Annotated in this window: 23 protein-coding genes; 10 read left to right on the top strand and 13 right to left on the bottom strand. The window is 47.6% G+C overall.

Annotation, left to right across the window (positions count from 1 at the left end):
* Window positions 1-87: 87 nt before the first annotated feature.
* From VN23_RS06730 to VN23_RS06720, 3 genes are read right to left on the bottom strand one after another with little or no spacing between them, the layout of a single operon-like run.
* Complete coding sequence (locus VN23_RS06730; protein WP_046351900.1) at window positions 88-1,089, bottom strand: nucleoid-associated protein; 1,002 nt, start codon at window positions 1,087-1,089, stop codon at window positions 88-90.
* Between the two features lie 35 nt (window positions 1,090-1,124).
* Window positions 1,125-1,658 carry a flavodoxin domain-containing protein gene (locus VN23_RS06725; RefSeq protein WP_046351901.1) on the bottom strand — a complete coding sequence of 178 codons (534 nt, stop codon included), beginning with the start codon at window positions 1,656-1,658 and terminating at the stop codon, window positions 1,125-1,127.
* A 51-nt stretch (window positions 1,659-1,709) separates the two neighbouring features.
* Window positions 1,710-2,129 (bottom strand): YkgJ family cysteine cluster protein, encoded by a 420-nt coding sequence (locus VN23_RS06720; protein ID WP_046351902.1) that lies wholly within the window; start codon window positions 2,127-2,129, stop codon window positions 1,710-1,712.
* A 214-nt stretch (window positions 2,130-2,343) separates the two neighbouring features.
* Between VN23_RS06720 and VN23_RS06715 the strand changes: the two genes are divergently transcribed.
* Window positions 2,344-2,616 carry a hypothetical protein gene (locus VN23_RS06715; protein ID WP_156455139.1) on the top strand — a complete coding sequence of 91 codons (273 nt, stop codon included), beginning with the start codon at window positions 2,344-2,346 and terminating at the stop codon, window positions 2,614-2,616.
* 164 nt (window positions 2,617-2,780) lie between these two features.
* Here VN23_RS06715 and ettA read toward each other — a convergent pair whose 3' ends face one another.
* Entirely contained in the window at window positions 2,781-4,451 is a 1,671-nt protein-coding gene (gene ettA, locus VN23_RS06710) for an energy-dependent translational throttle protein EttA (protein ID WP_046351903.1), read from the bottom strand.
* A gap of 247 nt (window positions 4,452-4,698) precedes the next feature.
* Window positions 4,699-5,397: a hypothetical protein gene (locus tag VN23_RS06705; RefSeq protein ID WP_156455138.1), complete on the bottom strand. Its 699-nt coding sequence runs from the start codon at window positions 5,395-5,397 to the stop codon at window positions 4,699-4,701.
* Here VN23_RS06705 and VN23_RS21735 point away from each other — a divergent pair.
* Entirely contained in the window at window positions 5,396-5,593 is a 198-nt protein-coding gene (locus VN23_RS21735) for a hypothetical protein (protein WP_156455137.1), read from the top strand. The genes VN23_RS06705 and VN23_RS21735 overlap by 2 nt on opposite strands.
* Before the next feature lie 53 nt (window positions 5,594-5,646).
* Here VN23_RS21735 and VN23_RS06700 read toward each other — a convergent pair whose 3' ends face one another.
* The 6 genes from VN23_RS06700 to VN23_RS06675 all read right to left on the bottom strand — a co-directional run bounded on the left by VN23_RS06700 (window position 5,647) and on the right by VN23_RS06675 (window position 10,259).
* Entirely contained in the window at window positions 5,647-5,865 is a 219-nt protein-coding gene (locus tag VN23_RS06700; RefSeq protein ID WP_046351904.1) for a hypothetical protein, read from the bottom strand.
* A 337-nt stretch (window positions 5,866-6,202) separates the two neighbouring features.
* Window positions 6,203-6,421: a DUF6500 family protein gene (locus tag VN23_RS06695; protein WP_046351905.1), complete on the bottom strand. Its 219-nt coding sequence runs from the start codon at window positions 6,419-6,421 to the stop codon at window positions 6,203-6,205.
* A gap of 293 nt (window positions 6,422-6,714) precedes the next feature.
* Window positions 6,715-7,833 (bottom strand): serine hydrolase domain-containing protein, encoded by a 1,119-nt coding sequence (locus VN23_RS06690; RefSeq protein WP_197433042.1) that lies wholly within the window; start codon window positions 7,831-7,833, stop codon window positions 6,715-6,717.
* A 442-nt stretch (window positions 7,834-8,275) separates the two neighbouring features.
* Window positions 8,276-8,908: a hypothetical protein gene (locus tag VN23_RS06685; protein ID WP_046351907.1), complete on the bottom strand. Its 633-nt coding sequence runs from the start codon at window positions 8,906-8,908 to the stop codon at window positions 8,276-8,278.
* 83 nt (window positions 8,909-8,991) lie between these two features.
* Window positions 8,992-9,291 (bottom strand): DUF2314 domain-containing protein, encoded by a 300-nt coding sequence (locus tag VN23_RS06680; protein WP_046351908.1) that lies wholly within the window; start codon window positions 9,289-9,291, stop codon window positions 8,992-8,994.
* A 341-nt stretch (window positions 9,292-9,632) separates the two neighbouring features.
* Window positions 9,633-10,259 carry a DUF2238 domain-containing protein gene (locus VN23_RS06675; protein WP_231743365.1) on the bottom strand — a complete coding sequence of 209 codons (627 nt, stop codon included), beginning with the start codon at window positions 10,257-10,259 and terminating at the stop codon, window positions 9,633-9,635.
* Window positions 10,260-10,699: 440 nt separating this feature from the next.
* Between VN23_RS06675 and VN23_RS06670 the strand changes: the two genes are divergently transcribed.
* Window positions 10,700-11,740: an IS481 family transposase gene (locus VN23_RS06670; RefSeq protein ID WP_062654833.1), complete on the top strand. Its 1,041-nt coding sequence runs from the start codon at window positions 10,700-10,702 to the stop codon at window positions 11,738-11,740.
* A gap of 259 nt (window positions 11,741-11,999) precedes the next feature.
* Window positions 12,000-12,131: a hypothetical protein gene (locus tag VN23_RS22080; protein ID WP_442905465.1), complete on the top strand. Its 132-nt coding sequence runs from the start codon at window positions 12,000-12,002 to the stop codon at window positions 12,129-12,131.
* Between the two features lie 119 nt (window positions 12,132-12,250).
* On the opposite strand, the gene phbB is transcribed toward VN23_RS22080, so the two are convergent.
* On the bottom strand, window positions 12,251-12,985 hold the full coding sequence (gene phbB / locus VN23_RS06665) for an acetoacetyl-CoA reductase (protein ID WP_046351972.1): 735 nt from the start codon (window positions 12,983-12,985) through the stop codon (window positions 12,251-12,253).
* Window positions 12,986-13,306: 321 nt separating this feature from the next.
* On the opposite strand from phbB, the gene VN23_RS06660 reads away from it, so the two are divergent.
* The 6 genes from VN23_RS06660 to VN23_RS06635 all read left to right on the top strand — a co-directional run bounded on the left by VN23_RS06660 (window position 13,307) and on the right by VN23_RS06635 (window position 20,408).
* A complete protein-coding gene (locus VN23_RS06660) occupies window positions 13,307-14,170 on the top strand; it encodes an SDR family NAD(P)-dependent oxidoreductase (RefSeq protein WP_046351973.1) in 864 nt (287 codons plus the stop codon).
* 221 nt (window positions 14,171-14,391) lie between these two features.
* Window positions 14,392-16,044, top strand: coding sequence for a CTP synthase (locus tag VN23_RS06655; RefSeq protein WP_046351974.1), 1,653 nt, complete (start codon window positions 14,392-14,394; stop codon window positions 16,042-16,044).
* Between the two features lie 82 nt (window positions 16,045-16,126).
* The gene (kdsA, locus tag VN23_RS06650; protein ID WP_046351975.1) at window positions 16,127-16,966 is read left to right on the top strand and encodes a 3-deoxy-8-phosphooctulonate synthase; all 840 of its coding nucleotides are present in this window, start codon (window positions 16,127-16,129) and stop codon (window positions 16,964-16,966) included.
* Window positions 16,967-17,162: 196 nt separating this feature from the next.
* Window positions 17,163-18,458, top strand: coding sequence for a phosphopyruvate hydratase (eno, locus tag VN23_RS06645; protein ID WP_046351976.1), 1,296 nt, complete (start codon window positions 17,163-17,165; stop codon window positions 18,456-18,458).
* Between the two features lie 70 nt (window positions 18,459-18,528).
* Window positions 18,529-18,849 (top strand): cell division protein FtsB, encoded by a 321-nt coding sequence (ftsB, locus tag VN23_RS06640; protein ID WP_046351977.1) that lies wholly within the window; start codon window positions 18,529-18,531, stop codon window positions 18,847-18,849.
* A gap of 89 nt (window positions 18,850-18,938) precedes the next feature.
* Entirely contained in the window at window positions 18,939-20,408 is a 1,470-nt protein-coding gene (locus VN23_RS06635; protein WP_046351978.1) for an aminotransferase-like domain-containing protein, read from the top strand.
* On the opposite strand, the gene VN23_RS06630 is transcribed toward VN23_RS06635, so the two are convergent.
* Window positions 20,400-20,687, bottom strand: a complete 288-nt coding sequence (locus VN23_RS06630) for a hypothetical protein (RefSeq protein WP_046351979.1) — start codon at window positions 20,685-20,687, stop codon at window positions 20,400-20,402. The genes VN23_RS06635 and VN23_RS06630 overlap by 9 nt on opposite strands.

The raw sequence follows: 20,687 nt of genomic DNA, 5'->3' as shown, positions 1-20,687 counted from the left end.
AGCAAGTAAGTGATTGATCTTACACGCTTTGCCTGCTTAGTTTAGTTCAAATCTATTGCGTTGCAACATCAATTACAATGCCTGCTTTTAGTTTGTTTCTGCAAGTAATTCTTTACGCATTTCTTCCGGAATATTAGACAAAACCAAGGTGTCGTTTTCCGGGTTGTAATGTACTGCGCCACTTCGTAAGCTACTGCGATCAAATTCCAGCTTCCAGTGTGGCGCTTTGGTTTTGAAAGTGCGCAGCGGTTTAATGGCGCGGCGATCGGGCACAAAGCCGTTGGTGAGTTCAAGGTCTTGATGGCCGAGTACATTCTGTAGCTGCATCGGTGCATCGGGCCACACTTGCTCGGCAACTTGCTCTAGCGTGACTGGACAGCTGGCATTGCCTAGCTCGTCCAAGTATTCGTGGGCGCGTTCGAACAGTTGATCGCGCTCTGCAGGCTGTAAGTGTTGCTCTTCGGCAAACTGGCTAAGGCCATGTACTAGCTTTTGAGTTTCTTTCAGCGCAACCACAATATCATTGCAGCCTAAAAATGATTTGAAGTAAGCGGCTACATCGCCACGGCCACGCAAGAAGCTGATATAGCGCTCTGCACCATTTTGCCATGCATGCAGATCAATTTTTCCGGCAACTTTTAAGTTGGCGGTATCTAGGTAAATGCTGTCGGCCACATTCAGATTTTCGTCCAGCATCGTGCCCATAATTTCAGACAAAATTGTAAACAGGATGAAATCTGCCCCATCGCTTTTAACCCGGGCAATCAACACATGGCCGCCGCTGGCGAGGGGCTCTTGCTCTAAGCGCAGAAGCAGGTGCTGCATCATTTGCTGTGAGCTAGCCAGAAAATCCGCACCTTCCATAAGCTGACGAACCAAGCCTTGCATCGGGAAGGCTTCCTGGTCTTCTTCAAAGCTGCCAAAGCCTTTACCCAGTTTTTGGGTATAGAGCTTACAGAGTTGATCAATCAGCCTTTGTGCTGCGGGGGTGTGGGTAATTTCTTTATCGCTTAAGCGCAAGCTCACAGGGCCGTGAGCTTCTTTATTGATTTGATGGCTGATCAGGTTGCTGATGGTATTGGTGGTCATGGTGTTTCTCGGTGAGGGCTTTGGGGCGCAGTTTACTATCCATCGGCGTTGTCTTGGCGAAGATGCGCTGTGATTTTTTGCGCGAAGGCAGTCAGTTGCGGCCAATCTGTATATTCAATGCAGCTTATTCCATCGCTTGGGCCGCCGGTCATACGCATAATCAGGCGAATAATTTGCTTATCTAGCCAGCCATAGTGCGGGTAGTTCAGCTTGCCTGCGATAGAAAGGGCGGCAAAAGGGGAGAGCTGGTGTTGATAAATCAGCTTTTTAAGATAGCCATTGGGCGAGCCGTCGCCTTTGCGGGCGCTAAGGCTGACGGATGCAATGGCAAGTGGCGTTTGTGCCAGCTGTTTGGTCTTTTGCTTAAAAAACTGCACCGCTTCAGGAAGGTGTCGCCCATAGCGCACCGAAGCCACGACAATAATTGCGGCGCTGGGTATGGTCGGTGCTGATGGTGTTTTTAAATCACAGAGTTGTACAGGCCAGGTATTGAGATGTACGGCCAGTGTTTGCGCGATGCGCTCTGCCTGGCCATCACGGCTGGCATAAAAAATGAGGATGGGTTTCATCTTGTGCAGCGTAACATTGTGATGGCGCGCGGACGTTGAGCACTGTCAGAATTAGTCAGTGATTAATAGCTGGGCAGGGCGGCTGCGGTAAGCGCAGTAGCCGGGGCGCGGGCCAATCTGTGGATGGTTGCGACAGGTATTAGGGCGATTTTTATAAATAGTGCAGAGCCGTGTTTTTAAATCTAAATAACGACAATCACCATTGGCTTTACGCTTTAGGGTGTAAATGCTATTTTTGAAATTAAAGTGATCAATGATGCCGGCTTTCGTTAAACGCTTGGCGATTTGCTTAGGCGGTTCGCCTTCTGCTTCAAACGCATCCACTAGATTCATGCGCACTAAATCGCTGAGTTTTACTTCAACTGGCAAGGTGCAACAGGAAGACTGGCAGTTTTTGCAGAGTTCATCGCGAAATTTAATCCAAGTGGCTGGATTGTCGGTATGGGCGTGATAAATCAAAGGGATTGTCATAAAGAGGAGGGCTGGGCTGGCTATCGGGAAGGGGGCGTATTTTGCCTGTTTTTTGAGCGCTTAGGCAGATAAATCGATATTTGGTGGCTGGCAGCCTTGCGCTGTTAGGCAAAACACCGCATCCTTCGCCCTTGGTTTTTTTAGCCTGAGGCTAATGCTCGGCTTATTTTGACGAGCACTGGTTGATGCGCTACAGATTGAATGAGGGATCAGTATGTTAAGTAAATTTCAGCTGTATAAATTAGACGGGTTTAAATCCGACGAACAAAATAGAAAAGAGCGTACTCCGGGACGCTTTGGACAGGAAGCGGTGAAAGTCATGGATAAGCGCGAACAACGTAAAGCAGATCAAGCAGCAGGTTTAGTGCCGTTTGCAGTAAAACTCAACGGTGATTTGATCAAAGAATTGCACGCAGCGGCAGAGCAACGTGGCGTGAATATGGCTGATTTGGTTGCTGAGTTGTTGAAGAAAGGCTTACAGGCTTAATTGCTTAGTTTTTCTGAATAAATAAAAGGGGCGCGAAAGTAGCCCCTTTTTATTTGCAGGGTGCCTCTCGTAGTGATTTGAGTTTTTCGCTCTACAGATGTGATTGGAGCTGCCTAATACCAAGCATAAAAAAACGGGAAGCCAAGGCTTCCCGTTTTAGTTTTTTAGCGGCTGATTGGCTTATAGCGAATGCGCTTCGGTTTTGCGCCTTCTTCACCCAAACGTTTTTTCTTGTCGGCTTCGTATTCTTGATAGTTACCGTCAAAGAACTGCCATTTGGAATCGCCTTCACAAGCTAAGATATGCGTAGCGATACGATCCAGGAACCAGCGATCGTGCGAGATCACCATCACGCAACCGGCGAATTCCAACAGCGCATCTTCAAGCGCGCGCAGGGTTTCGATATCCAGATCGTTGGATGGCTCATCGAGTAGCAAGACATTGCCGCCAGAAATTAGCGTTTTAGCCAAGTGCAAGCGGCCACGCTCACCACCGGATAATTGGCTCACGATTTTTGCTTGATCCGCGCCTTTAAAGTTAAAGCGGCCGATATAAGCACGGCTAGATGTTTCGTAACGGCCAACGGTCAGAATGTCGTGCCCGCCAGAAATCACATCAAATACCGATTTGTTGCCATCACCCAGCGAATCACGGTTTTGGTCAACATAAGCCATTTTAGTGGTCGTGCCGATCTTTACCGTGCCGCTGTCTGGCTGCTCTAAACCGGCTAGCATTTTAAATAGCGTGGATTTACCCGCGCCGTTTGGCCCGATAATCCCAACAATTGCGCCAGGTGGTACGCGGAAGCTTAAATCATCGATCAGCAAGCGATCGCCAAAGGCTTTGCTCACGTTTTCGAATTCAATCACTTCATTACCTAAGCGCTCTGCCACGGGAATAAAGATTTCCTGTGTTTCATTTTGCTTTTGATAATCTTGGCTATTGAGTTCTTCAAAACGGGCAATCCGTGATTTGGATTTAGCCTGACGCGCTTTAGGATTTTGACGAACCCATTCCAATTCTTTCTTAATGGTTTTTTGGCGCGCAGATTCTTGGTTTTCTTCGGTTTTTAAACGCGCTTGCTTTTGATCTAGCCAGCTAGAGTAATTGCCTTTCCAAGGAATGCCATGGCCACGATCCAGCTCTAAAATCCACTCGGCCGCGTTATCTAAGAAATAGCGATCGTGGGTAACGGCCACCACAGTGCCAGGGAAACGGCAGAGAAATTGCTCTAGCCAATCTACCGATTCTGCATCCAAGTGATTGGTTGGCTCGTCGAGCAGCAACATATCAGGCTTGGAAAGTAGAAGTTTACACAGCGCCACACGGCGCTTTTCACCACCAGACAGATTGCCAATGATGGCATCCCAAGGCGGTAGACGCAGCGCATCGGCGGCGATTTCTAATTGCAGCTCAGCATTGTCGCCAGAGCTGGCCGAAATAATCGCTTCTAAACGCGCTTGCTCTTCGGCCAGCGCATCAAAATCGGCATCAGGCTCGGCATAAGCCACGTAAACGGCTTCTAGCTTGGCTTGCGCTTCAAACACTTCGCCAAGACCAGATTCCACTTCTTCACGCACGGTTTTGAGTGGATCAAGCTGTGGCTCTTGTGGCAAATAACCGATATTAAGTCCCGGCATCGGTGTGGCTTCGCCAATAATATCTTTATCAATACCCGCCATGATTTTAAGTACGGTCGATTTACCCGAGCCATTTAAACCTAAAACACCAATTTTGGCGCCGGGGAAAAAGCTTAACGAGATATCTTTTAAAATTTGGCGCTTTGGCGGGACAATTTTCCCGACACGATTCATGCTGAAAACATATTGAGCCATTTGTTTTCCTTAAGTTAAGGGAGTGAATAGTTTGCGGGCAGCGATGTATTTTCTGCCAATGGGCATAAGCATAACATTCATGCCCAATAAACACTGCTTTGCTAAGCGCTTTGCAATGAAAATAGCGTTGCTGAATGGGTATGCAGGCGTTATTGGACAAGTCACTCGAAGGCTAGTCGCTCACCCATTCCCGCTATGGCGATTTATTAAATGAAAAAACAATCTTTTCACCAAGTAAAAACCAAATTTACGCCAGAAGCGCCCAATTCATCCGTGGCGAGGATTGCCGCATTTTCTTGGCGGTGACGCAGTCGGGGTGAACGCCATGTTTGGCACAATGATTATCAGGGCACGGTGTAATCAGAGCAGTCGGGCTCAGGCTTATAGCAACATAAGCACGGGCTGTCGGCTCGAAGTGATACAGCCTCTGATAGCTGCACTGGGGATCGGTTACGGTAATGATGTCGCGTTTGTGCAGAGGCCGCCCCGCCAGTGAATCTTTGGACCGCGAGACAGGTCCCGGAAAAGTGGTCGCCTTGCTACGATAGCGCAGCACCGGCATTGCTGCTACGGATGCTCCAGTCAGGGCGAGGCTGCCGTTGAAGCTATATTCGTCGTGACAGGCCCCGGCACGCTGCTTCATATCATGCTCGCTGAAACACGCTCGGATCATCACGCTGGCGCTCTGCGGAACACTGAGCACCTTGAACGGTGCTTGGCCGGGCAGAAAGGCGATGAGGTGCAGAGTGCTTGAGCTCGCCCCGCCGCCTGAATACATGGTACGCACCTGCGTTTCCACGCCTGCCAAGATGCCGCCCTCAAAACGAATAAGCTTTGGCCACAGTTGAAACGAGGAATCTTCATCTGTGGATGACAGATCCGCTAACTGATAGTGCGTTTGCCCCGGATCACGCTGGGCACCAGGCAGCTTGAGGCTCAAGTTCATGCCACTGGCCACGTCGGTGGCACACGCTTGGCCTTCGCAGCCTTGCGATGGCGTGATTTCGACACAGAGTTCGGCCCGTGTACAAGCAAGCGTCGTCAACCCCGTTTCAGATCGGCTGATCGCCAGCGTATTTATGCGGGGTGGGCAGCGAAGACCGGGGATGCTGACAAAAGCATCAGCACAGCCAAGGATATAAATTTAAACATGATCAAAAACCGAGGGGGATGGGGTGTCTCGTAGGCCGAAAGGTTAGGGTTTTTCAAACGCATCAGTTCTTGTACCTTGGTGAAAAACCATGCGCCATTCATTTTGTGACTGGCGCCAAATGGATGATAGACCGGAAGCACCGAATTCTTGGAATTCATCGTCAATGAGCTTGTCCAGTAATTCAGCATCAAGCCGAGTGCCTTCATTTAAGAGCAACCACTCAAGGTCGATGAATTTCTGTGTGAACTTAGATGCGTCCAAGGAAAATCCTAGCGTTTAAGCTAAGGGGCGCGATGCCGTCCAAGCGAATGAAATGAGCGACTTCGGAGTAACTGGGGTCATAGCAAACTTAAATCCTGCTATGTTTCACACCCTCATGTGCCTAACGGGGTCAGGTCTTACATTTTACATAAGATAAAATTTACAGTGGTTTGCAAAGCAGCTTAAATTGAGTAATTCATGTCAAATGTAATACCTGACCCTATAGGCTTGTACCTGCCTTTGATTTTTGATGTATTTGTGCATGCATTCCTTCGCTTTTCCTCTCGGTGTTTGAAGCGCCTCAGCGCCAACTTCGTGTCCTGGTTATAGGCCTACATCAAAGCCCTGACTCAATCATGAGCTTTATTTTTGTGGCTTTTTCAAAGTGATCTAGTTTGTGGGTTTTTATCCACCATGTTGCGGCCTCCATAAGGAGCTCTGGGTCATCATTTTTATTTGCGAAAAACGCATAAAAAGAAATGCCAACAGACTCACCCTTGGCAATTATTTTCTTCTCGCACACGTTAATGACTTTCTTTCTTAGGCCTTGCCGCATTAGTTTGAGTTACCTTTTGCCTAACGTCAAAATTAAGCAGCTGGCCTACGCTGCAATTGAATAAAAAGCCGCACGTTCCGACCAGTCTGCTTGAATTCCGTGTTAGGCGTATTGCCACTGTACAAAAAATAATGCCGACGAATTGTAGCGTGTTAATACGAAAATAAAATAAAAAACGGTTGAGAAAGAATAACAACAAGCACGTGTGCCTAACGTTTGACTTAAGCGGCGTTCAGTAGGCACGCCCACTTGAAAGAAGGATTAGGCCACACTTAATGTTGTAGGAGAGATGGCTAAATGCACCAATTGAGATGCTTGCACGCGAAATACGCAAAGCCTTCGCGGACCAAATAGGACTTGAACACGCTGTGGGTTCCGGGGAACACGGTTGTGACGATCGGTTCAGCCATTTCCAGCCCGTTCTCGCTGCTTGTTAGCATGACCACAGCGTCACCGGAGCTCGTTGAGGCCATCACAAATGCTCGGTATCCGGGATTGTTGCCCCATTGCCAAATAAAGGATTCCTGCTCGCCGGTTTCAAGCCCCCAACCAAGGCCCCAACCTAGACCCAGCTTAGGAATGACACTCGCGGGCGCTTCGACGATCAGTTGAATGGCCAAAGGATCGCCCATGAGGGCGGCAAGAAACTTCGCGTAGTCCTTCGCCGAGGTATGGAGCGAAAAAGGGGCAAACGCTTCAGGAATATCCATGTATCGCGGCACACCGGGGGTGAACGCAGCAGCGAATTGCGGCTTCCATCGGAAGGCGGTGTTTGACATTCCCAATGGGTCAAAGAGCCGATGTCGCATGAAGTCATCGAGCTTTTCAGTCGTAATTTCTTCGACGACTCGCTGCAACAGCATGAATCCCTCCCCCGAGTACTGCCAGCTGGTTCCCGGCTCGAAGTCAAACGCAAGCGGATCGCCGGACCAGTTTGGTAGGCCGGAAGTGTGAGTCAGAACCATTCGAGCAGTGACTACTTGTAGTTCTGGTGCAACTACGCGATCAGTGATCGACGGGCGACCAAATGCAAACGGGTTTCGGATGTGCAGGTAGCCCTGTGGCAGGTAGCCAACAAGAGGTGCGTCAAGATTCAGCAAGCCCTCTTGAGCAAGTTTCAAGACGGCGTAAGCAAAGACCGGCTTACTCAGGGACGCCGCTTGAAAAACAGAATCGTCAGTTGGCACTCGAGTGTGGTCACATCCGCTGGCACCGCCCGAGCTTGAAATCTTGCCAGCATGAATCGTGGCATATGACACAGCGCATACCTGTTTGTCGCGCGCTTGACGTTCGACAAGCGCTTGCAAATCGGTCGAAGGCGGCTCTGAACCCGCCGATGCAGCGCAGAGTGAGAACAAGCTTGCGGCGAGTACGATTACGCGACGGTCAAAGCGGCTTCTGTTGCTCGGCATGATGGTGAACCTCATGTTGTTGTCGGCCTAACGTCAAACACAGCAGCTTGCCTACGCTGCAATTGGATAAAAAAGCCGCACGTTCCGGCCAGTCTGCTTGAATGACATGTTAGGCGTATTACCACTGCACAAAAAATAATGCCCCGTTTTTCGTAAAAAAACTACAAAACTAAATAAGTAAACCACGAAAACGGAACAAACAAATTAAGAGCGTATTAAATAAACAGCGTGAACAGAAAACTGCAAAACAGAATAAAAACATTAATACACCACAATACAAACTGCTGCTACAGCGCGTCAACTAAGAAACAATGGGTACGCTGGCTAACGTTTAGGTTAAGGGGCTGCAGCACGCGCGAAGCGAATGATTTGAACCGTTTGTTAGGCGATACAAAGGATGTTTTTGAAGCACCGCAAGGACCGCGTTAGTTATAAATGACATTCAATAGATGATATTATTTTGGTAAAGAAGCGAGACTGTTTCTTTTGGCAGAAAACCAATCATTATTGAATTTTCATCCATAAGATTAATGAATTCGCCGGTCTCGCAATTTTTAGAGTGGTTCATTAAAAGTGTAAGAAATTCTTCGCTGATGTTGCTGGATTCTTGCTCAAATGACCATGAATATTCTTTTTGATTGTACGTGAAATTTATTTTCACATTATTTTCAGAAGTTCTTGAGGTTATAGCTTCGTAAGTAATGGCTCCGTTAGTAACTTTGCTAAATTTTTGCATGATAACAATGTAGTCTGCGTCAGCATCATTGTCGGTTCCGATCTCTTGATCGTAAAGTTTAACTTGTGATTTCTTTGTGTTTTCTCTGATGAGTTTCATTAGTGCGTATTCATCAGTTATTGAATTTGTGTTGAGTTCCGAGCGGATTATTTTGTGCGTCTTCAGATTTTCAGCAATTAATTGAACTGGATTTTTTGATTTAGACATTGACTTGGAATCCTCATGGCGGCTAGCAGTTAGTGATGTTGATTGATTGTGAAAACTGGCTTCCTGCGCTCCGAATGCGAAGCTTCGTACACTAAATCCGATTAGGGTTGCTGTAAGTATGAAATTTCTCATTGTCTTCCTGGAAATTATGTGTGCTGTTATTGCCTAACGTTTGAATTAAGGGGCACCGTTAGGCGTTCCGCTTGAATGATGGGTTAAACTTCATAAATTTGAATGACGTGTTTAGGTTCAAATTCAATGACTTCACCAGATTTCAATTCTTCAGTGCAGTACGGGTCATTATCAAGGATGCCAATGTAACCCGTAGAGGTAACACTTTTAACATCCACCCACATTCTTTCAACATCAAAACCATTGTCGTGTTCAATTCTGAATACTAATTTCACCGTATCCTCTGGTTTGATATTATTTCTAACATCGAGTGGAGGAAGGTAAAATGTTTCAGGTGCATCGGCATGCATCTCTTCACCATTGTCTAATTCGTATTTAACCATAACAGCCTAACGTCAAAATTAAGCAGCTGGCCTACGCTGCAATTGGATAAAAAGCCGCACATTCCGGCTAGTCTGCTTGAATGCCATGCTAGGCGTATTGCCGCTGCACAAAAAATAAAGTCCCGTTTTTCGTAATAAACCACAAACCTAAATAAGGAAGCCACGAAAACGGAGCAAACGAATTAAAGGCGTATTAATAAGTCGTCTACAAAACAGAATAAATATATCAGTACACCGCAATACAAAAAGCCACCACAACGCATCAACTAAAAAATAAAGCAATGAGCATGCGTGTCTAACGCGCCGATGAGCGGCGCCGGAGCGTCCGCTCCATTGGCTGGTTAGGTTGCTCGCTCATGGGCCTGCAGACGTTGGATCTGGCCGTTGTGCACTCCGGACAAAAGTAGCAGCGCGGTGATGGCACCGATGAACGCGAAGAACATGTCCGACTGTGTATCCCATGGGTCACCCTGCGTTCCGAGGAATTCGTCTGCGCCTTGGCCCATCGCGAGAGCAGCACCCCACTCAATGAACTCATACGTGGCGCTTATGGCGAGCACTGTGCACACAACTATGAACGCTAACATTTTGTGGCCTCGGATGTATTCGCCACGAATGAAGATCTCACGTGCAACCAGTGCCGGTACGAAGCCTTGGAAAAAATGCCCGATCTTGTCGTATGGGTTGCGGTGAAAACCGAAGAGCTCTGCGATTTCAAAGCCAAGCGGTACACGGGCGTAAGTGTAGGCGCCACCCAGCATTAGGACTAGGGCATGTGCAAAAATGAGTGCATATATGAGCGTAGTGAACGGGAAGCGCTTGTAGGTTGCGCAGAGAGCGGGAATTGCAATGATGATGGGTAACACTTCCATTAACCAAGTCGCTCGGTCATACGGCCTTACACCAGAAAGGGCGAGCAACCCAAGGATAAAACCCAGAGCAATTAAGAGTGAAGTTGAACGGCGCATGAGCATATATTCGAGCAACCTAACGTCAAAATTAAGCAGCTGGCCTACGCTGCACTTGAACAAAAAGCCGCACGTTCCGGCCAGTCTGCTTGAATGCTATGTTAGGCGAATTGCCACTACACAAAAAATGATGCCCACGTTTTTCGTAGCAAACCACAAAACTAAATAAGAAAGCCACGAAAACGGAGCAAACGAATTAAAAGCGTATTAATAAACCGTGTAAACAGAAAGCTGCAAAACAGAATAAAAATATCAACATACCGCAACACAAACTGCCACAACAACGCGCCAACTAAAAAACAAAACAATTGGCAGGGGTGCCTAACGTGTAGAAGTTCAGACTTGATCTGACAGTAGGCCTTGCCAGTAGGTGGGGTTACCCGTTTTGATAGAGGTGCGAATCTTTATTCAAAACAGCGCGCAAGCGCAGGAGTAACCCCATGGCTAATCTAAACCAAAACTTCATTAAGCACAAAATCGGCTTGCTCAATCTCGCCACCGAACTGGGCAACGTATCCAAAGCCTGCAAAATGATGGGGCTGTCGCGCGATACCTTTTATCGCTATCAACATGCGGTTGAAGACGGTGGCGTCGAAGCACTCTTCGACGCCAATCGCCGCAAACCCAATCCCAAGAACCGAGTCGATGAGGCAACAGAATCCGCCGTCATTGCGTATGCCACTGAGCAGCCCGCCCATGGACAAGTACGCACCAGCAACGAACTCCGGCTGCGCGGTGTATTTGTCTCTGCCTCTGGTGTGCGTTCAATCTGGCTCAGGCATGATTTGGCTTCGTTCAAACAGCGTTTGCATGCACTGGAGAAGCAGGTTACTGAACAGCAAATCGTGCTGAGTGAGGCTCAAGTTGCGGCACTGGAACGTAAACAGGATGATGATGTCGCACATGGCGAAATTGACACGGCTCATCCAGGTTATCTGGGCTCACAGGACACGTTTTACGTCGGCACCATCAAAGGGGTTGGCCGGATTTATCAGCAGACCTTTGTCGATACCTACAGCAAAGTGGCCTTTGCCAAACTTTATACCACCAAAACGCCGATCACTGCCGCAGACTTACTCAATGACCGGGTGCTACCGTTCTTTGCCGAGCAGGAAATGGGGATGCTGCGCATTCTGACCGACCGTGGCACTGAGTATTGCGGCAAAGCCGAAACGCATGATTACCAGCTGTATCTGGCGATCAATGAGATTGAGCACACCAAAACTAAAGTGCGGCATCCACAAACGAACGGTATTTGCGAGCGCTTCCATAAAACGATTCTGCAAGAGTTTTACCAAGTGACCTTCAGGCGTAAGCTGTATCAGTCACTGGACGAGCTGCAAACGGATCTGGACGCATGGCTGGACTACTACAACCGCCAACGTACACATCAAGGGAAAATGTGCTGCGGCAGGACGCCGCTGCAGACGTTGTTAGAAGGCAAATCACTCTGGAAGGAGAAGGTCGACAATCTAAACTAATCTGACAATCCGGCACTAATCAAAACGGGGACTGTCAGATCAGGTCTGAACTTCTACAGCTTAAGCATGATTTTAAAAACCGATCTATGAACCCAAGCTGCTCGTGATGAGCGGTCAGTTTTGAAGCTATCTCTAATTTTATTATCTATGTGCGCCATGGACATTTGTATTGATTTTTTTTGATAAAAATACTTCGATGTATGGACATTGGCGGAAACTACGGTAGGCTATGTTGGATTAAGAAATTACAGATTAGTCCATGAAAGCATGTAATGGGTACGCCTCGCTGCTGGGGCATAGCGATGTGCGCACTACCATGATTTACACACATGTCTTAAATCGTGGCGGTATGGGCGTGCAAAGCCCGCTGGATAGGTACGGCGTTACTTAAGGGCAGTTGTGAAAAAGGCGGGTTAAAGATAAGAGGGTGTGGCCTCAACATCATTAACCCGCCTTGCTGCTTTTGGCTGATATGGCTTTATATAATCAGCAGGTGTGGTTTTAATATACTCAGCAGGTGTGCTGACCACCATTGATGGCGATATTTGCGCCGGTCATAAAGCCAGAGAGGTCAGAAGCAAGATAGCTGACTAGGCCTGCAATTTCTTCCGGTGTGCCAAGGCGGTTAACAGGAATGCCGGCAATAATCTTGTTGCGTACATCTTCAGGCACCGCCATAACCATCTCTGTGGCGATATAGCCAGGTGAAATTGTATTAACAGTAACGCCTTTTTTTGCAACTTCTTGCGCCAAAGCCATACTAAAGCCGTGTACGCCTGCTTTTGCTGCGGAGTAGTTGGTTTGGCCAAACTGGCCTTTCTGGCCATTAATCGATGAAATATTAATGACGCGGCCCCAGTTGCGCTCAACCATGGCATCTAAGAATTGCTTGGATACATTAAATAGCGAGTTAAGATTGGTGCTAATCACGCTATCCCAATCCAGCTTGCCCATACGTTTGAACGTGGCATCGCGGGTAATACCTGCGTTATTCACCAATACATCAACAGGGCCGATTTCTTCATTGATTTTTTCAGCCATGCGAACGCAGGCATCAAAATCAGTCACATCACACTCATAGGCGCTAAAAAGATAGCCGGATGCTTTCATATCTGCCAGCCATTGAAGCTCTCGGCCGGCCTTGGAGTAAGTCGCTACAACATTAAAGCCGCTATCTGCGAGTGCTTTGCAAATAGCAGAACCGATACCACCCATGCCGCCGGTGACGAGTGCGATTTTCTTCATAGACTCTCCCTTTCTTTGCTTGTGTGCTTAGTTATGTGGAACTGCCAATAAATCTTACATCTTTTGTATGTATAAGCAAAGCATGTTTTTGTGTAAGGTATGTGTGAATTTTATTACTAGTTTTTTGTGGGCAAAAAATCAAGATTGTGTTGCATAACTGTATGTATTTTATGAATATATCATTAAATGTTTTTGGCATGGCTAATTTTGGTGAATGTTTAGCTTTATTTTAACTTCTTAATGTATTTGCAAGCTTAATTGTAGTATTTTGAAATTTATTAGTGCTTTATTGCGCGGTGATGATAAAAAAGGATGCGTGTTGTGACAGTTGGAGTGATCTTAATTAGCGGTTGTTCAAGTGGAATTGGCTATGTCACAGCACATGGGCTGAAGGCCAAAGGGTGGCGTGTTTTTGCAACAGCCCGTGCTACGGACGATGTGGAGCAGTTAAAAAACGAAGGCTTTGAAGCTTTGCAGCTTGATGTGGCAGATTCTGTATCGATACAGAATGCCGTAGCGGCCATGCTCAAAAAAACCGGCGGACGCATTGATGCGCTATTTAATAACGCCGGTTTTGGCTTGCCCGGCGCAGTGGAAGACTTAAGTCGGGAAGCGATGCGTTATCAGTTTGAAACCAATGTTTTTGGTGCAATCGAGCTAACTAACGCCGTTTTGCCTGTCATGCGCCAGCAAGGACACGGGCGAATTATTTTTAATGGATCGGTACTGGGTTTTGCAGCGATGCCTTATCGCGGTGCTTATAATGCAAGTAAGTTTGCTTTAGAGGGATTTGCAGACACCTTGCGTCAAGAAATGATGGGAAGTGGGATTCATACTGTTCTTTTGCAGCCCGGCCCCATTACGAGTCGTTTTAGGGCCAATGCGCAGCAACAATTTATGCGCTGGATTTGTGCAGATAAAAGCTTTCATCAGCCTTCTTATTTAGCTATGCAAGCACGGCTGGCTAAAGTGGGGCCAGCAGCGCCATTTACTCTGCCCGCAGAGGCGGTATTGGCTGTGGTGTTAAAAGCGCTCACGGTTCGCCGCCCATCTGCTCGCTACCAGATAACGACGCCAACAAAAGTATTCTGGATGCTTAAAAAAATCTTACCAAGCCGTGTACTTGATTATATTTTGTTAAAAGCATCAGGAGATGAGCCCGGATGCAGTTATGGACGCTCTTAAATGTCTGGTGATTTCTACACTTGATTTTTAATTTTTAGCGCAAAAACGCGCAAAATAAGTGCTGAAGCGGTGTTTTTGCTGTGTTTAATGACGAGTCAACCCCGTTTGGAGAAAATAATGAGTCTTTTTTTAGGTGGACGCACAAAGTCGGGCGCTTGTCGAGAATTGAGCCGCCTCTCCCTATCGGGTAAAATAGCGAATTCCAACCTGCTATTCATGCCATGACCAAGTTTATTTTCGTAACCGGTGGTGTCGTTTCCTCACTGGGCAAGGGCATCGCCGCTGCATCGCTGGCTGCTATTCTTGAATCGCGTGGCCTTAAAGTCACGATGATGAAGCTCGATCCGTATATCAACGTTGATCCGGGCACAATGAGTCCATTTCAGCACGGCGAAGTTTTCGTAACCGAAGACGGCGCAGAAACCGATTTGGATCTCGGCCATTACGAGCGCTTTATTCGCTCGAAGATGCGTAAATCTAATAACTTCACGACCGGACAAATCTATGAATCCGTGATTACTAAGGAGCGCCGTGGCGATTACCTAGGTGGCACGGTGCAAGTGATTCCGCATATCACCGACGAAATCAAAATGAAGGTGAAAGAAGGCGCGGGTGATGTTGATGTGGCGATTGTAGAAATCGGCGGTACAGTTGGCGATATCGAATCGCTGCCGTTTCTTGAAGCTATTCGTCAAATGCGCTCCAACCTCGGTCGTAAAAACACGCTCTACGTTCACCTCTCGTATGTGCCTTACCTGGCGACTGCTGGCGAAATTAAAACCAAGCCAACTCAGCACAGCGTAAGAGAGCTGCGTCAGATCGGTATTCAGCCAGATATCTTGCTGTGCCGTATGGACAGAGAATTGCCAGATGAAGAACGTCGCAAGCTGGCACTGTTCTGTAATGTAGAAGAAAACGCAGTGATTGCCTGCTACGACGCAGGCAGCATTTATCAGGTACCGGGCATGTTACACGCCCAGGGTATTGATGATATTGCGTGCGAATTACTACAAATTGACGCGCCAAAAGCTGATTTGTCGGCTTGGGATAAGATTGTTTATGGCTTAAACAATCCAACACGCACCGTGAATATTGCGATGGTAGGTAAGTATGTTGACCTGACCGAATCGTATAAATCTCTATCTGAAGCGCTAATTCATGCCGGTGTACATACCTCAAGCAAAGTGCAGATCCATTATATGGATTCTGAAGAGCTTGAAAAAAATGGCACGGATAGCCTGAAAAACATGGACGCCATTCTGGTGCCGGGCGGCTTTGGTAAACGCGGTGTAGAAGGCAAGATTCTTGCCGTGAAATATGCGCGTGAAAACAATGTGCCTTACCTCGGTATTTGCCTCGGCATGCAAATTGCGCTGATCGAATACGCACGTGATGTAGCTGGCATGAAAGGCGCCAATTCAACAGAATTCGATTTAGATACCGAATTCCCTGTTGTGGCACTGATTAATGAGTGGGTTAATCACGACGGCAAGATTGAAACACGCGATGCAAACTCCAATCTGGGCGGCACGATGCGTCTGGGTGCACAAGAGTGTCGCTTGGGCGAGGATTCATTGGCTGCGCGCGTGTATGGCGCATCAACGATTACCGAGCGTCATCGTCACCGTTATGAAGTAAACAACTACTATCTGCCACGCTTAGAAGCGGCTGGCTTGACCATTAGTGGCAAATCGACAGGTGCCGAGCAATTAGTTGAAACCGTAGAATTAAGCGGCCATCGCTGGTTCTTTGCTTGTCAGTTCCACCCTGAATTCACGTCCACACCGCGTGATGGTCATCCGCTGTTTACTTCCTATGTCGAGGCGGCACTGTCGTACGCCAAAGAGCAGGGTCGTGAAGGTCTGAGCTGCTAAAACCGTGAGGAGTAGGTGTGAGGGGCCAGGAGGAACTCCCTCTCACCTTACACCTTACTCCTCACTCCTCACGGAGCGAAAAATGAAACTATGTGGCTTTGAAGTCGGTATCGATCAACCTTTCTTTTTGATCGCCGGCACCTGCGTAATTGAAAGCGAGCAAATGGCGCTGGATACCGCAGGCCAATTAAAAGAAATGACCGATGCATTGGGCATTCCTTTTATCTATAAATCGAGTTTTGATAAAGCCAATCGCAGCTCTGGTAAATCATTCCGTGGTTTAGGAATTGATGAAGGCCTGCGCATTTTGTCTGAAGTTAAAAAACAGATTGGTGTTCCTGTTATTACCGATGTGCATACCGAAGCCGAAGCGCCTGTTGTAGCGAGCGTGGTTGATGTATTGCAAACGCCAGCCTTTTTAGCGCGTCAAACTGATTTTATTCATGCAGTTTGCGCGACTGGCAAGCCAGTAAATATCAAGAAAGGCCAATTTATGGCCCCTGGCGATATGGTTAATGTGATTAATAAGGCGCGCGATGCAAACGGCGGGCTGGATAATCTAATGGTCTGCGAGCGCGGCGCATCTTTTGGCTATAACACCTTGGTGAGCGATATGCGCGGTTTGGCAATTATGCGCGAAACCGGCTGCCCGATCGTGTTCGATGCTACACACTCGGTGCAGCAGCCAGGTGGGCAAGGGGACCGCTCTGGCGGTCAGCGTGAATTTGTACCTGTATTGGCGCGGGCTGCGGTGGCGGCAGGGATTTCAGGCTTGTTTATGGAAACCCATCCAGATCCGTCCAAAGCGCTTTCTGACGGCCCGAATGCGTGGCCTTTAGCAAGGATGAAAGAGCTGTTGATTGTATTGAAAGATATTGACCGCGCAGTAAAAGGGCATTCTTTCATCGAGCATAGTTTGTAATATTGCTTGCGAATGGCTGATGCGTCAGTCATTCGTGGCGAATAAAAGATTTGCTGATCGTACTCAAAGACAGTGCCTGCACCATAGTGCACACTTGCATATTGAACACTCGCTGTAATATCAGGCGTGTAATTTAGTGCCGGATTATTCCGGCAAGCTAGTCTTCAGACCAACCCTCCACATAGGTGTTTGAAATATGAGCGCAATTGTTGAAGTGATCGCCCGCGAAATCCTTGATTCTCGTGGCAATCCAACTGTAGAAGCCGATGTATTGCTGGAATCCGGCGTAATGGGCCGTGCAGCAGTGCCGTCTGGCGCATCCACTGGCGAGCGCGAAGCGCTTGAGCTGCGTGATGGCGATAAATCTCGTTATCTGGGTAAGGGTGTACTGAAGGCCGTTGAGAATATCAACACCGAAATCTGTGAAGCCATCATCGGTCTTGATGCGGCTGACCAAGCGTTTATCGACAAAACCATGATTGATTTAGATGGTACTGAAGACAAACGCAATCTGGGTGCAAATGCCATTCTGGCTGTATCGATGGCCGTAGCTAAGGCTGCTGCTGAAGAAGCAGGCCTGCCTCTCTATCGTTATATCGGTGGTTCGGGTCCAATGAGCCTGCCAGTGCCAATGATGAATGTAGTCAACGGCGGCGAGCACGCATCAAACAGCCTGGATTTCCAGGAATTGATGATTGTTCCTGTTGGCGCGCCTACTTTCCGCGAAGCATTGCGTTATGGCGCTGAAGTATTCCATAACCTGAAAAAAATTCTGCATGACAAGGGGATGCCTACCCAAGTTGGCGATGAAGGTGGTTTTGCACCAGACGTAGCTAATGCAGAAGAAGCATTAGAAATGATTATGTCTGCCATCGAAAAAGCAGGCTACAAAGCCGGTACTGATTTCTGCATCGCGCTGGATTGTGCTGCTTCTGAATTCTTTGATAAAGAAACCGGCAAGTACGTTTACAAGAAAAGCGACAACCGCGCGCTGACTTCAGAGCAGCAAGTGGATTACCTAGAAAGCCTCGTTAATAAATTCCCGATTATCTCGATTGAAGATGGTATGGGCGAGCGCGATTGGGCGGGCTGGAAAGTATTGACCGATCGCTTGGGTAAACGCGTACAAATCGTGGGCGATGATTTATTTGTAACCAACACTAAGATTCTGGCTGAAGGGATTCGCTTAGGCGTTTGTAACTCTATCCTGATCAAAGTTAACCAAATTGGCTCGCTGTCCGAAACACTGGCTGCAGTTGATCTGGCTAAGCGCAATGGCTATACATCCGTGATGAGCCATCGTTCAGGCGAAACCGAAGATGCAACGATTGCTGATCTGGCTGTTGCAACCAACTGCATGCAAATCAAAACGGGCTCATTAAGCCGTTCAGATCGTATTGCTAAATACAATCAATTGATTCGTATTGAAGAAGAATTAGGTGAAGCAGCGGTATACCCAGGTATTGGGGCTTTTTACCAAATCAATAAATAATTACTAGAGTTAGAGTAATATACCGAACCGGAGCTATCAGGCTCCGGTTTTCTTCTATACAGAATGAACTATGCGCCTGCTTGCTATTATCTTTTCTATTATGATTGCCGCTTTGCAATGGCCTCTTTGGGTTGGCAAGGGGAGTTGGTTGCGCGTTTGGCAGCTTGATCATCAGTTAGTCGAAAAAAAACAACATAATGAAAAACTAAAAGAGCGCAACGATGCATTAGATGCTGATGTGCGCGATTTAAAAACCGGATCAGATGCAATTGAAGAGCGCGGCCGTAACGAGCTAGGCATGATTCGGCAAGATGAAGTGTTTTTTCAGGTCTTAGATAAAAATCACCCCGCCTTAACGGCCACCCCTCAGTCGCCCCCAGCCGATCACTAGAGTAGCCATAACACTTTCTTTTTTTGAGCTACTATTTTTAACTGTAACTGACATACTCAGGTATAGTGAGTCTTAAAAAGGGGGTGCATATGGCAGATCTTTCAGTGCCCAACGCCAGCGTAAGGCGTAAAGCAGATACATTGTATTTTCAATTGGCGGGCGAAATTGCCCAGGCGATTGCTTCTGGTGTTTTGCAATCAGGGGAAAAACTGCCGTCAATTCGTAAATTATCGTCGCAAAGGCAGGTTAGCCTTTCTACTGTCATGGAAGCCTATCGAGAGCTGGAAGATCGCGCTTTAATTGAAGTGCGCCCCCAATCCGGCTTTTATGTACGCAATAAACCAACGGCCTTATTTGCACCTGAATTAACACAGCCACCGCAATCCCCAAGCGATGTAGTGATTGATCCAATGTGGTTGCCCGCCACCTTGGCGCGCCTGCACGATATTAAAGTTGATTTTGGCTTTGCTATTTTAGCTCCGGCTTTATTTCCCAATCAGCAATTGCAGCGTTTATTGGCACAAGTGACTCGGCAAGATCCGGATTTAATTGCCGATTATGGTCGGCCAGCCGGCGATGTTGAGTTGCGTCGCCAAATTGCTCGCCGCTCTTTAAATTGGGGCGGGCAATTTGAAGCCGATGAAATTCTGATTACACAAGGGGCCATTGAGGCGCTTAATTTATGCCTAAGGGCGGTAACGCAGCCTGGTGATGTGGTGGCGATTGAATCGCCTTCTTATTTTGGTTTATTGCAAATATTAGAGAGTTTTCAACTTAAAGCGCTGGAAATTCCGACTCATCCGCAAACCGGTATTTCTATTGAAGCTTTAGAATTTGCCACGCGAAATGGCGAAGTAAAAGCCTGTGTATTGCTGCCTAATTTCTCTAATCCATTGGGTAGTTTAATGCCCGATGAAAATAAAAAACGCCTTGTTGAATTATTAGCAGAGCGGCATATTCCCCTCATTGAAGACGATTTATACGGTGAGTTTTATTACAAGGGCGAGCGCCCGCGGCCAGCAAAAGCCTTTGATAAAGAGGGCAATGTGATGCTGATTTCGTCTTTTACTAAAACGGTTGCGCCGGGCTTTAGAATTGGCTGGGTCGTAGCAGGAAAACACCACCAGAAAATAGAGCAGCTTAAATTTATTAATACGTTTTCAAATGCGATGCCGCTGCAAAGAACCATTGCTAAGTTTTTAGAAAGTGGTGGCTACGATCATCATTTGCGCCGCTTGCGCCGAGCTTGTCATGAACAGGTGGGGCATGCGGTAGCGGCTATCGAGCGATCATTTCCAGCAGATACGCGCCTTTATGTGCCACAAGGCGGTTATGTGTTCTGGGTAGAGTTAAATGCGGCGGTAGATACTTTGCTGTTATTGCAACAAGCGCTGAAAGAGGGGATTAGCTTTACTCCCGGCCCTTTGTTTTCACCAAGCCATAGCTACGGTCATTGCCTGCGTATTTGCTGCAATGAATCATGGAGCCAGCAGCATGAGCACGCCATTGCGCGCCTAGGCGAGCTGATCCGGCAGCAAATATCCATCGCTCTACCATGACACACTCACCACCTTGCCCTCGGTGCTTTTATCTTCCTGACCTTTTAGCACCACCTGACAGCTTTGCGGGCTGTCGGGTTGAGTTTCTTCACAGCCTTCGGAATAGCTCATGATACAGGGCGGGTTGCTATGCGATTCGTCCACCAGAATGACATTCATCTTTAAGCCGCAAAAAGCATGAATGGCCTGTTGCAAACCAAGGATGTCATTGATGTCGGCATAGGCAGGGGGCTGAATGAGGCCTAGCCCCAGAATCAACAAAGGAATCATTCTGCGCAT

The sequence above is a fragment of the Janthinobacterium sp. B9-8 genome, from assembly GCF_000969645.2.
Lineage (GTDB): Bacteria > Pseudomonadota > Gammaproteobacteria > Burkholderiales > Chitinibacteraceae > Iodobacter.
The sequence above is the reverse complement of the archived record's forward strand: the minus strand, read 5'-3'. Positions and strand labels throughout refer to the sequence as shown.

Coding starts and splice junctions, on each gene's coding strand:
- VN23_RS06730 (WP_046351900.1), bottom strand. CDS start 1,089: ATGACCACCAATACCATCAGCAACCTGATCAGCCATCAAATCAATAAA.
- VN23_RS06725 (WP_046351901.1), bottom strand. CDS start 1,658: ATGAAACCCATCCTCATTTTTTATGCCAGCCGTGATGGCCAGGCAGAG.
- VN23_RS06720 (WP_046351902.1), bottom strand. CDS start 2,129: ATGACAATCCCTTTGATTTATCACGCCCATACCGACAATCCAGCCACT.
- VN23_RS06715 (WP_156455139.1), top strand. CDS start 2,344: ATGTTAAGTAAATTTCAGCTGTATAAATTAGACGGGTTTAAATCCGAC.
- ettA (WP_046351903.1), bottom strand. CDS start 4,451: ATGGCTCAATATGTTTTCAGCATGAATCGTGTCGGGAAAATTGTCCCG.
- VN23_RS21735 (WP_156455137.1), top strand. CDS start 5,396: ATGCCACTGGCCACGTCGGTGGCACACGCTTGGCCTTCGCAGCCTTGC.
- VN23_RS06705 (WP_156455138.1), bottom strand. CDS start 5,397: ATGAACTTGAGCCTCAAGCTGCCTGGTGCCCAGCGTGATCCGGGGCAA.
- VN23_RS06695 (WP_046351905.1), bottom strand. CDS start 6,421: ATGCGGCAAGGCCTAAGAAAGAAAGTCATTAACGTGTGCGAGAAGAAA.
- VN23_RS06690 (WP_197433042.1), bottom strand. CDS start 7,833: ATGCCGAGCAACAGAAGCCGCTTTGACCGTCGCGTAATCGTACTCGCC.
- VN23_RS06685 (WP_046351907.1), bottom strand. CDS start 8,908: ATGAGAAATTTCATACTTACAGCAACCCTAATCGGATTTAGTGTACGA.
- VN23_RS06680 (WP_046351908.1), bottom strand. CDS start 9,291: ATGGTTAAATACGAATTAGACAATGGTGAAGAGATGCATGCCGATGCA.
- VN23_RS06675 (WP_231743365.1), bottom strand. CDS start 10,259: ATGCGCCGTTCAACTTCACTCTTAATTGCTCTGGGTTTTATCCTTGGG.
- VN23_RS06670 (WP_062654833.1), top strand. CDS start 10,700: ATGGCTAATCTAAACCAAAACTTCATTAAGCACAAAATCGGCTTGCTC.
- VN23_RS22080 (WP_442905465.1), top strand. CDS start 12,000: ATGAAAGCATGTAATGGGTACGCCTCGCTGCTGGGGCATAGCGATGTG.
- phbB (WP_046351972.1), bottom strand. CDS start 12,985: ATGAAGAAAATCGCACTCGTCACCGGCGGCATGGGTGGTATCGGTTCT.
- VN23_RS06655 (WP_046351974.1), top strand. CDS start 14,392: ATGACCAAGTTTATTTTCGTAACCGGTGGTGTCGTTTCCTCACTGGGC.
- kdsA (WP_046351975.1), top strand. CDS start 16,127: ATGAAACTATGTGGCTTTGAAGTCGGTATCGATCAACCTTTCTTTTTG.
- eno (WP_046351976.1), top strand. CDS start 17,163: ATGAGCGCAATTGTTGAAGTGATCGCCCGCGAAATCCTTGATTCTCGT.
- ftsB (WP_046351977.1), top strand. CDS start 18,529: ATGCGCCTGCTTGCTATTATCTTTTCTATTATGATTGCCGCTTTGCAA.
- VN23_RS06635 (WP_046351978.1), top strand. CDS start 18,939: ATGGCAGATCTTTCAGTGCCCAACGCCAGCGTAAGGCGTAAAGCAGAT.
- VN23_RS06630 (WP_046351979.1), bottom strand. CDS start 20,687: ATGCGCAGAATGATTCCTTTGTTGATTCTGGGGCTAGGCCTCATTCAG.